This window comes from Shewanella sp. GD04112, from assembly GCF_029835735.1.
In the GTDB taxonomy this organism is placed as follows: domain Bacteria; phylum Pseudomonadota; class Gammaproteobacteria; order Enterobacterales; family Shewanellaceae; genus Shewanella.
This window is the reverse complement of sequence record NZ_JAOEAL010000001.1, coordinates 1935960-1952017: the sequence shown is the minus strand read 5'-3', so window position 1 is coordinate 1952017 and position 16058 is coordinate 1935960. Positions and strand designations below refer to the sequence as shown.

Sequence of the window (16058 nt, the reverse complement as noted above, 5' to 3'; positions counted from 1 at the left end):
TGTTGCCAAAGCCTTCGCTGGGGTTTGGGAGGTGCGTATGGCGAACTTTATCGATAGACGGTTGAATGCGAAAGGAAAAAGCACAGTCAACCGCCAACGCTTTATCAACCGATATAAGCAACAAATCAAAAAAGCCGTCAGCGATGCCGTCACGCGTCGCAGTGTAACGGATGTAGATAAAGGCGAAAAAATCAGTATTCCCACACGGGATATCAGTGAACCTATGTTCCATCAGGGCAAAGGAGGCGTAAGAGACAGAGTCCACCCAGGCAATGATCAATTCACCCGTGGCGATAAAATCGACAGACCCCAAGGTGGCGCTGGCGGCGGTGCGGGTAAAGGCGATGCCTCGGATTCGGGCGAAGGGAATGACGACTTTGTGTTTGAAATCTCAAAGGATGAATACCTAGAGCTGCTCTTTGAGGATTTAGAACTGCCGAATCTGCAGAAGAATCGCTTAAACAAGCTCGTCGAGTATCAAATCTACCGTGCGGGTTTCACCAATGATGGTGTACCAGCCAATATCAATATTGTGCGCTCACTGCGTTCCTCCTTGGCGCGCCGCATTGCCATGTCGGCAAGTAAAAAGAAATTGCTCAAAGAGTTAGAGCTGGAACTGGCAGAGCTTGAAAATATTCCAGGCACTAAAGCCGAGCTGATTTTGGATTTGAAAGCCCAAATCGAGGCGCTCAAGCAGAAGATTGCTAAAGTTCCCTTTATCGATACCTTTGACTTACGTTTCAACAACTTTGCAAGGCGCGAGGTGCCCTCAAGCCAAGCGGTCATGTTCTGCTTAATGGACGTCTCAGGCTCGATGGACCAAGCAACAAAAGATATGGCGAAACGTTTCTATATCTTGCTGTACTTGTTTCTCACCCGTACCTACAAAAACCTCGAGGTGGTCTATATCCGCCACCATACCCAAGCGAAGGAAGTGGACGAACATGAGTTCTTCTACTCCCAAGAAACCGGCGGCACGATTGTCTCAAGTGCATTGAAATTAATGCACGAAATTCAGCAGGCTCGCTACCCTGCCGATGAGTGGAATATCTATGCTGCACAAGCCTCTGACGGTGATAACTGGGCCGATGACTCTCCCACCTGTCGACAATTATTGGAGCAAAAAATCCTGCCGCTAGTGCGCTATTTTAGCTATATCGAAATCACCAATCGTGCGCACCAAACCCTGTGGCGCGAATACGAATCCCTACAACAACACTACGACAACATAGCGGTGCAACATATTCGTCAAGCCGAAGATATCTACCCTGTATTTAGAGAATTATTTAAAAAGCAGGCGGTTTAAGGGGGCTCTATGGGGATAAAAGAAGCAAAAACACGTACAGCCTTGAGTGACGGTCCCGACTGGAGCTTTGAGCTGTTACAAAGTTATCTAAAAGAGATTGAGCGGGTGGCGGCCATTTACAAATTGAACGCCTATCCCAATCAAATCGAAATCATCACCGCCGAACAGATGATGGATGCCTATGCCGGCATTGGTATGCCCATTGGCTATACCCATTGGTCCTTCGGCAAACGTTTTATCGAAACCGAACAGGGCTACAAGCGTGGGCAAATGGGGCTCGCCTACGAAATTGTGATTAACTCCAACCCTTGTATCGCTTATTTAATGGAAGAAAACACCATCACCATGCAGGCATTGGTGATGGCCCATGCCTGTTTTGGCCATAATAGTTTCTTTAAAAATAATTACTTATTTAAGACATGGACGGATGCAAGTTCGATTATCGATTACTTAGTGTTTGCCAAAAACTACATCAGTGATTGCGAGCAAAAATACGGTGTCGAGCAAGTTGAAAGCATCATCGACTCTTGCCACGCTCTGATGAATTATGGTGTCGACCGCTATAAACGCCCATCGGAAATCTCCTTTAGGGAAGAACAGGCGAGGCAAAAAGATCGCGAGGCCTACCTGCAAAGCCAAGTGAACGATTTGTGGCGCACTATTCCCACCCATCAACAGCAGCAACCGTCGACCACTAAGCGCCGTTTCCCCGCCGAGCCGCAGGAAAATATTCTGTATTTTATTGAAAAAAATGCGCCATTGCTGGAGTCATGGCAGCGGGAAATTATCCGTATCGTGCGTAAGATGGCGCAGTATTTTTATCCGCAAAAACAAACACAAGTGATGAATGAAGGCTGGGCAACCTTCTGGCATTACACCATTTTGAATCATCTATATGATGATGGCGTGGTCACTGACCGCTTTATGATGGAGTTTTTGCAGAGCCATACTGGCGTTGTCGCCCAACCCGAATATAACAGCCGTTACTACAGCGGTATCAACCCTTATGCCCTCGGGTTTGCGATGTTTACCGATATTCGGCGCATGTGTGAGAATCCAACTGAGGAAGACAAAGTCTGGTTTCCGGACATAGCGGGCAGTAATTGGCTCGATACCTTACATTTTGCGATGCAAAACTTTAAGGATGAAAGTTTTATCAGCCAATATCTGTCGCCGAGGGTGATCCGTCAGTTCAAACTGTTTGGCATCCACGATGATGAGAAACGTAATTATCTGTCCGTGTCGGCCATTCACGATGAGCAGGGTTATCAAGACATTCGCAATCTACTCTCGCAGCAGTACAATTTGTCAAATATTGAGCCTAATATTCAAGTACATAACGTTGAGATAAACGGCGACCGCTCCTTAACTTTAAGGTATGTCCCCAGTAATGATATCCCGCTCGCCAGCACCTATAAGGAAGTGTTAAAGCATCTGCATCGACTCTGGGGCTTTACCGTCAGCCTTGAGCAGTTAAATGCCGATACCAGCGTGACCTTGTTAGCGTCCTGCCCTGAGCAACCCAAGGCCGACTAAATATCAGTTTGATCAAAAAACAAAAAAGCCGTTTCTCAATGAAACGGCTTTTTATTTAACCCGTGACCCGTCCTAAATAGCGTTGACACTTTTCAAACTCATTTTGGAGAGTGTAATGACTTCAACAATTAAACGAACTCAACGTGATTATTCCCTCGCTTTTAAATTGGCGGTTGTCGACCAAGTGGAAAAAGGCGAACTGACCTATAAACAGGCGCAAGACAAGTACGGTATTCAAGGTTGCTCCACCGTGTTAGTGTGGTTACGCAAGCACGGCAAACTGGATTGGTCCCAAGGGACACCGTCTACATCAATGCGAGGACAGTTGATGACTGAACCCACCGAGCTCACCCCCGAGCAAAAGATAAAAGCCCTCGAAGCCGAACTGGAAGATACCCGCATGAAAGCGGCGTTCTTCGAAGCCATTGTCGAAAAACTCAGAACTGACTACGGGATATCCGTCGTAAAAAAGCCACACGCGAAACGCTCCAGGAAAAAACGGCCATAGGTTATCGCGTCACCCAATGCTGTCGCTATCTTGGCATCAGTCGTCAGGCGTATTATCAGCAATGTCAGCGGCAAACAGAATGGGAGCAAAGGGAACGACAGGTGGTGCAAACGGTGCAGTATGAGCGGTTATTTCAACCGCGAGTCGGTACGCGTAAAATGCAGTATTTATTGAACAAAATGCATCAAATAGTGATAGGACGAGACCGGTTATTTCGCTGTCTTAGGGCGCATCGTTTGTTGGTTACGCCGAAACGGGCGTACCATAAAACGACCAACAGCCATCATCGATTTAGGTGTCATCCCAACTTGCTTAAGCCCAGCGAGCAGCAAGTGGACATCAGCCGCTCAGAGCAAGTCTGGGTGGCTGATATTACCTATCTGCCACTGCAAGATAATGAAGCCTATTTAAGCTTGGTGACCGATGCCTGGTCACGAAAAATTGTGGGTTATCATGTTGATGATAATCTAAAAACAGACGGGGTGCTAACGGCCTACAAACGGGCGCTGAAGCAGCGACAAGATAAAAGTAAACCGCTGATACACCACTCAGACCGAGGGATACAGTGCTGCTCAAACGCGTATCAAGCGGTTCACGCACATCATGGCGTGACATGCTCAATGACCGATGGATATGACTGCTATCAAAATGCCTTAGCAGAGCGAGTGAATGGCATCTTGAAGCAGGAGTTTTTAACACATAAGCCCGCAACGCTGGAGGAGGCGCGACAAATGGTGACAGAAGCGGTTGCCATCTATAATCAACGGCGGCCACATTTGGCCTTAAAATACAAAACGCCCGATGAGGTTCATCGAGCGTTTTAGGTGGAAATAAGTGTCAACTTATTTCAGGACGAGACACCGACTTAAAACAGACCACTTGCCACATGTAAGCTTCGAATCAAAGCTTAAGCATTGCCGTCCTGCTGGGCAATCGAGGTTGGCATATCGTCACGCAACTGCAACCACATTTTGCCGCTGTTAATACCGTAGGTACGCATTAATGCGGGCACATCGATATAGTTTTTAGCTTTGGCTAATATTTCGAGTTCTTTATAGAAGTTTAGCGCTAACTGGCGCGCTTCAGGGCTACTGAAATAGTAACGACCGACTCGACTATACAAACCTTTAAAGCCATTTAAGATCAACACGTACAGCGGATTGCCTGAAGAAAAGGCTAAGGTGTGGTGCAACAGGTAGTCATACTCGGCGAAGGATTCGGCCGTATCTTCTAATTGGTGAATTTGTCCGAGGACTTCCACCGCTGTATCTGGGCTGTTACGCAGTGCACCGCGAAAATAAATCGCGCTCACATTGGTGCGAGCCGACAGCAATTGGTCCACCAGCACAGGGAAGCCTTCTGGGTTGAGATCCGCTATGGTCTCAAGAATGTTAAGGCCCGAGGTTTCCCAAAAATTGTTCACCCGAGTCGGTTTGCCATGTTGAATTTTTAACCAACCATCACGGGCTAAGCGTTGCAGCACTTCACGCAGGGTGGTGCGTGTTACGCCAATTAATTCAGAAAGCTCACGTTCAGCCGGTAAAATGGACCCTGGGGGAAACTTATTTTCCCAAATCGATCTTACAATATACTTCTCTGCAAAACTTGCAGGTCCTTTGGCATTGATAATCATCAGCCCACTTTTCCAGTTGTTGTGCTTTATAATGGTCACTGATCATACCAGAGCGGTAAAAAATGGAAACCATTGACTGAGGCTCACCTTAAAATCACCGTACAATTGTCACAGAAATGTTCAAAAAAACGACATTAATCAACAGCAATTGTGCCAATTTTGCCGATTAGCTCCGCTTTTTGAAATCTGGGTTTCAGTATCTCGTTACATTAGCATTCTCTTTAGGCTAGACTGATTTTCTAAAACAAATGCCAGAAACAATAACCTGTGCAATTTTAAAAGATAATTAGAAGAGAGGATGCCATGCCGATGACAATGAGTCAGGCGTTTATTGGGAACTTCTTAGGGAATTCTCCTAAGTGGTACAAGATCGCAATACTGTCGTTTTTAATAATCAATCCAATACTCTTTTTCTATGTCAGCCCCTTTGTGGCTGGTTGGGTATTAGTGCTTGAGTTTATTTTTACCTTGGCAATGGCGCTGAAATGCTACCCATTACAACCCGGTGGTTTATTAGCGATTGAAGCTGTCGCCATCGGGATGACCTCTGCCAGCCAAGTACTGCACGAAATTGAAGCGAACCTTGAAGTATTGTTACTGCTGGTGTTTATGGTGGCCGGTATTTACTTCATGAAACAGCTGCTGCTGTTCGTGTTCACTAAGATGATCACTAAAGTGCGCTCGAAAATCTTAGTGTCTTTGCTGTTCTGTCTGGCTTCTGCCTTCTTATCCGCCTTCTTAGATGCTTTAACCGTTATCGCCGTGATTATTACCGTGGCAGTCGGTTTTTACTCTATCTATCACAAAGTTGCTTCAGGTAAAGATTTCTCGGCCGATCATGACCATACCTCCGAAGGCAAAAATGACGATGGTGAAAACCAACTCAATGAAGACGAGCTCGAGTCTTTCCGTGGTTTCCTACGTAACCTATTGATGCACGCTGGTGTCGGTACCGCATTAGGCGGCGTGTGTACTATGGTGGGGGAACCACAAAACTTAATCATTGCTGCCCAAGCAAACTGGCAATTTGGCGAATTTGCGATCCGCATGTCACCTGTGACTGTGCCCGTGTTGTTCGCGGGTATCCTCACCTGTTTTGTGGTCGAAAAATTCCGTTGGTTTGGTTATGGTGCTCAGCTACCTGATGCGGTACATAAAATCCTGTGTGATTACGCCGCCTATGAAGATGCCCGTCGTACCAATAAAGACAAGATGAAGCTGGTTATCCAAGCCTTTGTCGGTGTTTGGTTGATTGCGGGTCTGGCGCTGCACTTAGCGTCTGTGGGCTTGATTGGTCTGTCTGTGATCATCTTAACCACAGCCTTTAACGGTATTACCGATGAGCATGCGCTGGGTAAAGCCTTCGAAGAAGCCCTGCCCTTTACGGCGTTGTTAGCGGTGTTCTTTGCAGTTGTGGCCGTGATTATCGACCAACAACTTTTTGGCCCAGTGATCCAATGGGCACTGAACCATGAAGGTAACACCCAATTAGTGATCTTCTATATCGCTAACGGGTTGCTCTCTATGGTCAGTGATAACGTGTTTGTGGGCACGGTTTACATTAACGAAGTCAAAGCCGCATTGATTAACGGTCAAATTACCCGCGATCAATTCGACCTGTTAGCGGTTGCGATTAACACTGGTACTAACTTACCTTCGGTGGCGACACCAAACGGTCAAGCCGCGTTCCTGTTCTTATTGACCTCAGCCCTTGCCCCGTTGATCCGTTTATCCTACGGCAGAATGGTGTGGATGGCATTGCCTTACACTATCGTGTTATCGATTGTGGGTGTGATGGCAATCGAATCGGGCTTCTTAGAGCAGATGACCCAGTACTTCTACGACTCCCATGCGATACTGCATCACAGTGTTAAAGAAGCGTTAGCGCCTGCGACAGGTCACTAACATAAATATCGGAGTTGACTGAACTTTATGAGTTAAGTACAGTCAAAAAAACGCCCTACTTTCGAGGGCGTTTTTTTGTTGATATGGAGTTCACTTTTGACAGCACTCACTCGCTTTGCCCATTCCCGCGCATCTTGGTTCATTCTCACCGGCTCTGCGATTGCCCTCGAAGCGGCCGCCTTGTATTTCCAATACGTGATGAAGTTAGATCCCTGCGTCATGTGTATTTACCAGCGACTGGCCGTATTTGGCATTTTGGCGGCAGGACTGATAGGTATGACAGCGCCTAAGTACCGCATCGTTCGCATTTTAGGCGCCCTTGGCTGGGCCGTCAGCGCAACCTGGGGACTAAAACTGGCGTTAGCCTTAGTCGATATGCAGAATAACCCTTCGCCCTTCTCGACTTGCTCATTTTTACCCGAATTTCCAGCTTGGATGCCACTCCATGAATGGTTCCCATCCGTGATGTTGCCAACGGGAATGTGTACCGATGTGCCATGGCAGTTTATGGGCGTCACCATGGCCGAGTGGATGGTGGTAGCCTTTAGTGGTTATCTGGTCGCACTGTTACTGTTTATTGTGCCCATCTTGAGCGGCTCGAATAAACCATCGCTCTACAAATAATCTTCCTAAGGCAGACTAAGGTCTGCCTTATTTTTAGCTATAGCTGTCAATCTTTCTCGCCGAAAACACTCAGTGAACTTTGATTTAAGCCAATGGCAAATAGACCAAAAAACGCTAAACTGGCTCCATGATAACGGCATTTGGAACGCGTAGAACATGGATAAACGGCCTCTCATTGAGCCTCAAGCACCGTTAACCCACTGGCAAAAGAGCCTGCCGTTTAAACTCAGCCTGATCCAACTGCTGATCGCCAGCATACTGATCTTCAGTACGGCGTGGGTCATTCTGAACATTCAGACCCAACAGATCAGCGAGCAGCAAACCCTGCTCAATCAAAACCATGGCCAAATCATCATTGCTAAATTGCAGGAAATGACCTCCCAAGTGGAGAATCAGGTCAATGCCATCAGTCAAATCGCCATGCTATACCGTTACGAACCCGAGCAGCTCAGTAAGAGCATTCCGGTATTACTCTCGATTGAAAATCAAAAGGCGATTATTTCTGGTGGCGGGATTTGGCCCGAGCCAGGGGCATTTGACCGGCAAAAGTTTCGTGACAGCTTATTTTGGTCGCACAATATTCACGGCGAATTAGTCGCCATCAATAGCTATAACGATGATAGTTTTCCAAGCTACCACACCGAAGAATGGTATCGGCCGACCCGCTATTTTCCCGTAGGGAAAATATTTTGGTCTAAATCCTATGTCGACCCTACCACCCATGAGCCTATGGTGACCGCATCGGGTGCCATGTGGATGGATCATCAGTTTATTGGAGCCGCCACTACCGACATCAGCCTTGAAAAACTCAATCAGCTCCTACGCAATACCATGCTCGATGTCAGTGGCTACGTGATAGCCCTAGACCATCAAAACCAAATCTTGGCCTCGCCGAATAGTGACAATCTGCCACAATCTTCACACAATTCCCCCCATGCCCTACAAGACTTCGATGAGTTGGCAAAAACCGAGACGGCCTTTAGCCCCATTGCCTCGGCACTGCACTTAGCCGACCGCAGTTTTATCGAACAAGCCGTGGCTGAGCGCGTATTTACCCAAGAGCAAATGGATAACCTCACCCGTCTAAGCAACGATGGGGAACGGCAGATGCTCTCCGCCATCGTCAATGACAATGCCAAAAACCAGTTCTTAACACCTAGGCGAATCGCCTCGGTCTCCTTGACTATGGACCCTATCCTCAAGGGGCCCTCACTGGTGTCGGTGTTTTTAATGCCCCACACCTACTGGAAAATTCTGGTCGTCACGCCCATCGCCCCATTACAGGACACGGCCAAAAAACTGATCGAAAAAGTCGGCCTCTCCCTAGTGTTAATTCAGATGCTCGACCTTATCCTGCTGTTTTTATTGCAACATAGATTAATTATTGCCCCCATTATGGAGATGGTGCAGGCACTCAAACGCAATGATTCAGCCTCTATCGAATTAAAAGCCAAGGAGCGGCACGATGAGGTCGGCCTACTGGCGAAAAGCTTTTTATCCCGCACCCAACAACTTGAAGTCGCCATGGCCAGTCTAGATGCCAGTAATCTCGCCCTTGAGCAGCAATTATTGACTCAACAGCATTTTCAGCAGGAGTTAAATCAGCGCAAGGAACAATTAAGATCCTTACTCGATTTCTCATCCATCATCATTTACATCAAAGACTTAAATGGCAGATATACCTTAGTGAACAACAAATACTGCGAGGTTTTAGGGATTGAGCGGCGCAAGATCATCGGCGCCACCGACTTTGATCGGTTCCAAAACTCACTCGCCCAACAGTATCAACAGAACGACCAAAGGGTCACCCATAGCCACGATGCCCTGCATTTCGAAGAAGCCATTCCCTCCCTTCGCGGCGAGGTTATTTATCAAATGAGTAAATTCGATATTCGCGACGATGAGGATAATTCCATGGGCGTCGGCGCCATTGGCTTTAATGTGGACTTGAAAAAACGCCAAGAAAAAGAACAAGAAAAGTTGCTGCAATCACAATTAGCCCAGCTAAAAGATGAGCAGCGCAAGACCCAACTCACACAGCAAGAAAATAGCCAGCTCAGGGAACAACTCGCGGCGATTCAAGCTGAGATCAATCAGCAAATCCAACTCAACCTGAGCAAACAACAAAGTCAGAAACTGATGCAGAATTTCCTGGCCGACGTCATGAGCCAAATGATGCAAGAGCAGGACAAACTCCTCGCACAGATCTGCCAAGTGCGCACCAAGGAGGATGACAGCCACCAAGCCCAAGTTGTGCAATTGATGAGCCAACAAGCGGCCAGACTCAGGCACATATCGCAGCTGTTTACCGATCAGCATAGTGAGATACGCCCGCTGCATTTAGCTCAGTTTATCAATCAATTATTGAGCTTATTGCAGCCACAACTGTTGAAAACTCAGGTTAAAGTCAAGCTAGAGTGCGACGAGCAATTAGTAGTCGATGGCAATGCTTGGCAATATTTGCAATTTTTCTATCGACTGATTAACAACACCTTGCACCATGCCTTTAAAGAGCATAATCAAAACAGAACCTTAGCATTAACGCTTGAAAAGAAAGACGGCGAATTACAGATGCAGCTTCAGGACAATGGTGTCGGGATATCAGTCGCGCACCTTGAGCAACTAAAACAAGAAATGCAACAAAACCAATGCATTGGCACACTGACTTGCATTAACCTTTGGATAAAAGAAGAGTTACATGGCGAGCTTAAGGTAGAGAGTGAGCTCAATCGTGGCACTCTGATTGAGTGCCACTGGCCATTAGCTGCGGTATAGCCAAGGCTAAGTCAAGCCCATTGGGACAAACTAGTCGCTCGACTTATCAAGTGTCACATCCACCAGATAATGGCCCTGTAGCCAGTTACGGCCAATTAAGAGTTTATTGGACATTTGACTACGATCCTTAAGATTCACTTTGACCGGATACTCATGTACCGGTTCACCTAAGGTCAATTCGACCATATAACGCACTTCACTCCCCTGCGCGTTACGGATAAGCGAAGTATCGACAATCCGTGCCCTTAACCGCTTTTCCTCACCACGCTCATTTTCGGTAGTGAAATTAAGCCACTTGCCGATGTTGTTATCCATATTGGTAGGATCTTCATCGTCAATCTTGAGATCAACCGCATGCAGGGAATTTTCAACCGCCCCCGTATCGATGCGCGTTTTAAAGGTCAACTCGGCTTCTTTCACTTTGATTAACGCTGTCGGACCAATCAGACGTTTCTCGGCCACATCAACAACATAACGGCCCGCTAACCAATTACGGCCGATCAGTAACTTGTAATCCATATGGCTTCGGTCACGTAGGTTAACGGCAACCAGACGGTGTTGCCCCTCAAAACCAATGTCTAACTCGACCAAATAGCGGACTTCACTGCCTTGAGCGTTATTCACTGTGGTGGTCTTTAGGATTTTCGCCGCTAAGCGCCGCTGCTCGCCCGCCTCGTTTTCGGTGGTAAAATGCAATGTCTTACCAATGTTATCCTGCATCTTGTCGGACGCACCGCCTTCAACTTGCAGATCGATGGCATGTAATGAGGTGTTCGCCGCGCCCGTATCAATTCTTGCCTGAAAATCCAGTTGTGCGGCCAATAGGCGCATCTTCTCTGATTGACCAATAATCGCCTTAGTGTCAGTAGATACAGCGCTCTGCGCAGGCGTTTGCACCTCTTCACTGACTTTACCGCAACCTGCAAGGCTCAAACTTGCGATAATGGCGCCTAGCAATAATGTGGTGCAGCGACCGACACTCTGATGTTGTAACATCCTCACTCCTTATCTGAACGATGACGGACAAGCCACTTTGACCCATCACCTAGGTCGATGTAGGGGCTAGTGATAGCACAAAAGCGAAGGAAAAGAGCCGAAAAACACTAAGCAGAGGTCAAATACAGCAATTAAGCCAATGAAAAAATAAGGAATAGTCACAAGTTAACACACAATGGTTACAGCCGTTACACCTCTGCCACTTTCGCTTCGTCCAACCAAGCTTTCGCCAGCGCGCGCTCATGTTCACTAAAAACCTTCACCGGGCAGGGCAACATAAAAGCCAGTGTATTGACCATAGCCCCTAGGCTTTGCATGTCCGCAATCATCACCACCCGCGAGAAATCACTAAAATGAAACACACTGAGTAAAGCATCATCCCAGAGTGCGCCCACGGTAATGCCAATAAAGTCGGGGCTGAACTCGTACCACAAGCGAAGACTCGCATGATCCTGCAACTTGGCCTCAATCGCGGGAAGCAGTAAGGCTTCGATATCCCCATGGGTGACTTGACCCGACACCACAATGGTCAGCATATCTTCGGCATAGCTTGGACGTATGGTTAGCATTATGCATCTCCCTTGATATCGCACGAGAAAATACGGCTATAGAGTAAAGATATACCCTGTAAATGAAGATGCTTGAAAAGTGGGAATTATTTTACTCAAACTTGCGGGAAACTGATGCGATGGCGGGTGATGACGAGATGAGATTGTAAGGTTCGCAAGACTTGCGTAAGCATTGCGCGATAAGACAAGCCCCATTTACTTCACACCTTCAAAACCTACACGAAAAGCATCGACTGGTGCCCAAACAACCCACAGGGCTGGAGTTACACATTAAAAGTGAAGTAATGATGAGGGATAACGAACAAAGTAAGTAACTAGCTAACAAACTAACGGATAGGACTAACCCAAGAGATGAGGTTAATCCTAAGGTTAAGCTTAAGCGAAGGTATTACACATGAACTTGGATTTTCGAGATTTCTTGATCGAATAAATTCTTAATAAGGCCAGAAAACTCGGTGATAAACAGCGTTTGCTCTGGCGTGGCTCTATGATTCGCCACTGAGGCTAAGATTTCCTCAAGATCGTACACAATCGCATCGACCTCACGGATAATAGTGTTTCGTTCGGCAAAAGAGAGGGAAGGATTTTGGCCGCAGACCATAATAATCTGTGCGGATAATTGCTCTTCGAACAACTCCATCACAGTATCGTCGGACACATTTTGGGTATCGGGCGTTTCGAACAAGCCAAGATGCTCAGTCAAATACTGGATCAAATGCATGTAACCGTCTTTATCTGTGACCATTTTTTACCCTTCACACACCAAAATCTATCGCCAAAGGCGACACTGAAAAAACAAAACCCACATCTAAAGTGGTCGATATAAAGATTTACACGTCAGCCACTCGCTAACCATATCGCGAACAGGAGAGCTGACGTATTGATCTAAACCAATCTTATCGCTGTTACTTTGTTAAGGTTAGTACAAACGACACAGGAACGGCTTGGCTAATACTAGATAAACCTGCAATATCACGCAATTTATCCACACCCGAGACCAAATCGAACTCGTTAGCATTGACTATTATCGGCTGAAAACTGCTAACCATCAGTTTATTATCAGATACTTTGGTTAAAATTACCGAAAAAGTTTTCGTTTGTTGCTTTCCATGGAGGGAAATTTTCCCATCGATGTCGGCAACTTTAGTCTCACCAACGGCTAGATCTTTCAACATCTTGGTATCCACCTGCGAGCTTAACTTCAACTCGGGATACAAGGACACTTCAAACAACAGGTTTTGCATACGCTCATCGCGCACATCGATACCGGTCGCCACACTCATCAGGGGAATGGTTAATTCAAATTGACCATTATCCTTAAGGACACCATTGAGTTGCTTAAAGTGATGAACCTCAGCGATATCACCCTTTTTTACCGACACGAAGCTGACTCGAGAGTCCTGCTCCATTACTTGCCACTGGGCCGCACAGCTAAAACTAACCAGCGTCGATAATGCTGCAATTCCTATCCATTTTTTCATCGTATCCATCCTCAATCAGTGAGAGTTAAGGCAAGGCGGTCCCCCTGTGACACAGAAGTCCCCGCCGTATCCTTAGAAAATCTGTGATAAAGATCACCTAAGTCTCGCTAAAGATACTCTTTTTCTTGTTTAGCGACTAGTTAACTATCGTTAAACTCGCACCAGCCACTTATCTAAACTATTAGCAAAAGCCTGTTTATCCGCCGCCGATAAGGCATCAGGGCCACCGGTATGCACGCCCGATGAACGTAAGTCTTCCATAAAATCGCGCATCGTCAGTTTTTGGCGAATATTGTCCGTAGTGTAGAGTTCGCCGCGGGGATTAAGCGCCAGCGCGCCCTTTTCAATCACTTGCGCCGCCAACGGGATATCGGCGGTGATCACTAAATGCGTAGCCTCAACATGGTCGACAATGTATTGATCTGCCACATCAAAACCTGAGCCGACACGCACTTGGCTGATATAAGGCGATGGTGGCACCCGCAGCATTTGGTTCGCCACCAGCACTAGCGGCAGCGACTTTCGCTCAGCCGCGCGAAATAAAATCTCTTTAATCGGGTTTGGGCAGGCATCGGCATCGACCCAAATCTTATACTGTCCCACGCTTACGCTCCTAAAGACCATTAAGGTGCTAAACGGTCAATGACCCATTCATCCGCTTGGCGAGTGTAGAGAAAACGATCGTGCAGCCTGTGCTCACCGCCCTGCCAAAACTCGATGCTCGAGGGTTTGACTAAGTAGCCGCCCCAAAAACTCGGTAAGGGCACATCACCCTTGGCAAATTTGGCTTTCATTTCAAAGAACTTACCTTCGAGCACTTGTCGCGCGCTCAGTTTGCTCGACTGCTGTGACACCCAAGCCGCAATCTGGCTATCCTTAGGACGGGTCATAAAGTATTTCAGCACTTCGGCGGTAGAGAGTGGCTGCGCCTCACCAAGAATCGATACTTGGCGTTCAATCGGATGCCAGGGAAAATGCAGACTCACCTTGTTATTGGCTGCGATCTGCTGCGCTTTTCGGCTACCTAGGTTAGTGAAGAACACAAATCCCGAGTCATCGAAGCGCTTTAATAGCACAATTCGCTGATAGGGCTGACCATGCTCATCGACGGTGGCAACACACATCGCCGTGGGATCGCTCAGCTCGGCATCGCGAGCTTGCGTCATCCATAACTCGAATAGCTGCATGGGATTTTGGGGTAAATCGGCGCGTCTTAGACCGCCTTTGGTGTATTCGCGGCGAATATCACTGAGATCTGTCATAGGTTTTCCTTTTACAAGCGCACAATGATTGCCATCGGTGCAATCCGCTGATAATGCAAGTTTACCATGCCTTACTCGCAATTCGCTGCTCTGTTATTAAGCCGTCAATAAAAAAGCCAAGACCGTTAACCTTAGCTTTTTATTGATTATCCAGCGCTTAAGCATGGTACAAGATAGTACTGAAATGGACTCAAGCAGCAATGGCGAGCTCACCAGTGTTTGCCACTACATAAACTCGGGCTGTAATACTTGGGTTTCGAGTTGTTGATAATGACTAAAAGTTATCTCCCCCCCTGATGCTGTGGTGACCATGGCTTGGCCTAGACACAGATGAGCGGGGAATCCTTCGGTAAGAATGTGCTGATCAAAACCAATCAAGTCCCAACTCGTTGGGGAGAATCCATTAACTAATCGCGCCACAACGGGATGGGGGTAAGTCGCTAAATCGAGATTAGTCTCGAAGCTCACATAGGAATGTTCCCCTTGCCCCATAGATGGGGTGATATGCAAGGTAACATAGTCAGTCCCGCGTATCGCATTCAACGAAAAACCAGCAGGCTGAAAACAATGCATATCAAACTGAAAATCGGGAAAGAGTTGCTGAAATTCAAGCCGTTGATAAATCCCCTGCTCAGTTTGTGTTGGCAGCTTGAGATAATCGGCAAGCTCGCCACGGATGTGGTACATCATCAGTTCAAGGCAAGTCTCGGTTGAGGGCATAACTTGGCTGTCTGTACAAAACAGATCGCCAGTACAAAACTGATTGTCACTACAAAACAGATAGTGATGATGTGAGTCTAAATGACCCACTCGAAAGGCTTTGCCGGGGATCAAAGTCCGCAACTTAGCAATATCGTCCGCAAAGCTCGTGCTTTGTAGCTGAGCTTGGTATTCATTCTTGCGCTGATAACAGAGCGCGGCGATGTGCTCCACGCCTACGGCGTTGATAAAATGGCAGGCGGCATCCACTAGGGTGCTATTACCACAGGTGAGCAGCAGAATCTTATCATCCCAAACGAACAGACTGGATTCACTCAGCAGATAGGCATCGCAGGCATGATTACTGATTGTGGACAGGATTTCCGCATTGGCGCAGGCCACTAAGGTTGACCAAAAGCCATACTCTCGTTGGCGTAATGACGCCAACTTGGGAGTGAGTCTGATCTCAAGCTTTTTTTCCGCGCCTTCAAAAAACATCAAACCGTTCGCCTCATCTTATCCCTGTGTGTGGGCATCTATTGGTATATCAGTCATTAATGGTTCGCTGGCAACGCTGACTTAAGTGAACGCACGCATGTTAAGACTGGTAACCCATCAATTTCGCGCGGCTATTTTTACACGACTAACGCCGCAATAAAACCACCGAGCTTGCTTTTACAAGGTGACAGCCTTGCAATCCACTAGCAAAAAAGCAACCGGCTATAAAAAACAAAAGTCAGCCTAAGTGTCCCTAGGCTGACTTT

General features: G+C 47.1%; 14 protein-coding genes. 6 read left to right on the top strand and 8 right to left on the bottom strand.

The genetic code is table 11. The annotated features are described in order from the left end of the window. Window positions 1-37: 37 nt before the first annotated feature. The 3 genes from N7386_RS08760 to N7386_RS08750 all read left to right on the top strand — a co-directional run bounded on the left by N7386_RS08760 (window position 38) and on the right by N7386_RS08750 (window position 4174). Window positions 38-1306: a YeaH/YhbH family protein gene (locus N7386_RS08760; RefSeq protein WP_086904483.1), complete on the top strand. Its 1269-nt coding sequence runs from the start codon at window positions 38-40 to the stop codon at window positions 1304-1306. A 9-nt stretch (window positions 1307-1315) separates the two neighbouring features. After that, the gene (locus N7386_RS08755; protein WP_086904482.1) at window positions 1316-2842 is read left to right on the top strand and encodes a SpoVR family protein; all 1527 of its coding nucleotides are present in this window, start codon (window positions 1316-1318) and stop codon (window positions 2840-2842) included. Between the two features lie 115 nt (window positions 2843-2957). Then, window positions 2958-4174, top strand: a protein-coding gene (locus tag N7386_RS08750) for an IS3 family transposase (RefSeq protein WP_126512964.1) whose coding sequence is annotated in 2 segments (ribosomal slippage) — window positions 2958-3306 and window positions 3306-4174 — 1218 coding nt in all. Because the reading frame shifts where the segments join, the coding sequence is not laid out codon by codon here. An 83-nt stretch (window positions 4175-4257) separates the two neighbouring features. Here N7386_RS08750 and fadR read toward each other — a convergent pair. Beyond that, complete coding sequence (gene fadR, locus N7386_RS08745) at window positions 4258-4983, bottom strand: fatty acid metabolism transcriptional regulator FadR (protein ID WP_086904692.1); 726 nt, start codon at window positions 4981-4983, stop codon at window positions 4258-4260. 303 nt (window positions 4984-5286) lie between these two features. On the opposite strand from fadR, the gene nhaB reads away from it, so the two are divergent. From nhaB to N7386_RS08730, 3 genes are all read left to right on the top strand, one after another. After that, a complete protein-coding gene (gene nhaB / locus N7386_RS08740; protein ID WP_086904691.1) occupies window positions 5287-6888 on the top strand; it encodes a sodium/proton antiporter NhaB in 1602 nt (533 codons plus the stop codon). A 96-nt stretch (window positions 6889-6984) separates the two neighbouring features. Next, window positions 6985-7512, top strand: a complete 528-nt coding sequence (gene dsbB, locus N7386_RS08735) for a disulfide bond formation protein DsbB (RefSeq protein WP_086904690.1) — start codon at window positions 6985-6987, stop codon at window positions 7510-7512. A gap of 156 nt (window positions 7513-7668) precedes the next feature. Then, the gene (locus tag N7386_RS08730; protein WP_279768030.1) at window positions 7669-10287 is read left to right on the top strand and encodes a PAS domain-containing protein; all 2619 of its coding nucleotides are present in this window, start codon (window positions 7669-7671) and stop codon (window positions 10285-10287) included. Window positions 10288-10317: 30 nt separating this feature from the next. Here the strand turns inward: N7386_RS08730 and N7386_RS08725 are convergent, their stop codons facing one another. The 7 genes from N7386_RS08725 to N7386_RS08695 form a co-directional block, all read right to left on the bottom strand. Continuing rightward, window positions 10318-11283 carry a RimK/LysX family protein gene (locus tag N7386_RS08725; protein ID WP_086904688.1) on the bottom strand — a complete coding sequence of 322 codons (966 nt, stop codon included), beginning with the start codon at window positions 11281-11283 and terminating at the stop codon, window positions 10318-10320. A gap of 188 nt (window positions 11284-11471) precedes the next feature. Then, on the bottom strand, window positions 11472-11852 hold the full coding sequence (locus N7386_RS08720) for an STAS/SEC14 domain-containing protein (protein WP_086904687.1): 381 nt from the start codon (window positions 11850-11852) through the stop codon (window positions 11472-11474). A 388-nt stretch (window positions 11853-12240) separates the two neighbouring features. Beyond that, window positions 12241-12597, bottom strand: a complete 357-nt coding sequence (locus tag N7386_RS08715; RefSeq protein WP_086904686.1) for a DUF3802 family protein — start codon at window positions 12595-12597, stop codon at window positions 12241-12243. Window positions 12598-12757: 160 nt separating this feature from the next. Further along, entirely contained in the window at window positions 12758-13333 is a 576-nt protein-coding gene (locus tag N7386_RS08710; RefSeq protein ID WP_086904685.1) for a YceI family protein, read from the bottom strand. A gap of 150 nt (window positions 13334-13483) precedes the next feature. After that, window positions 13484-13936 (bottom strand): YaiI/YqxD family protein, encoded by a 453-nt coding sequence (locus tag N7386_RS08705; protein WP_011622341.1) that lies wholly within the window; start codon window positions 13934-13936, stop codon window positions 13484-13486. Window positions 13937-13956: 20 nt separating this feature from the next. Further along, complete coding sequence (gene pdxH / locus N7386_RS08700) at window positions 13957-14595, bottom strand: pyridoxamine 5'-phosphate oxidase (RefSeq protein WP_011622340.1); 639 nt, start codon at window positions 14593-14595, stop codon at window positions 13957-13959. 225 nt (window positions 14596-14820) lie between these two features. After that, the gene (locus N7386_RS08695; RefSeq protein ID WP_086904684.1) at window positions 14821-15792 is read right to left on the bottom strand and encodes an adenosylmethionine decarboxylase; all 972 of its coding nucleotides are present in this window, start codon (window positions 15790-15792) and stop codon (window positions 14821-14823) included. Window positions 15793-16058 lie beyond the last annotated feature (266 nt).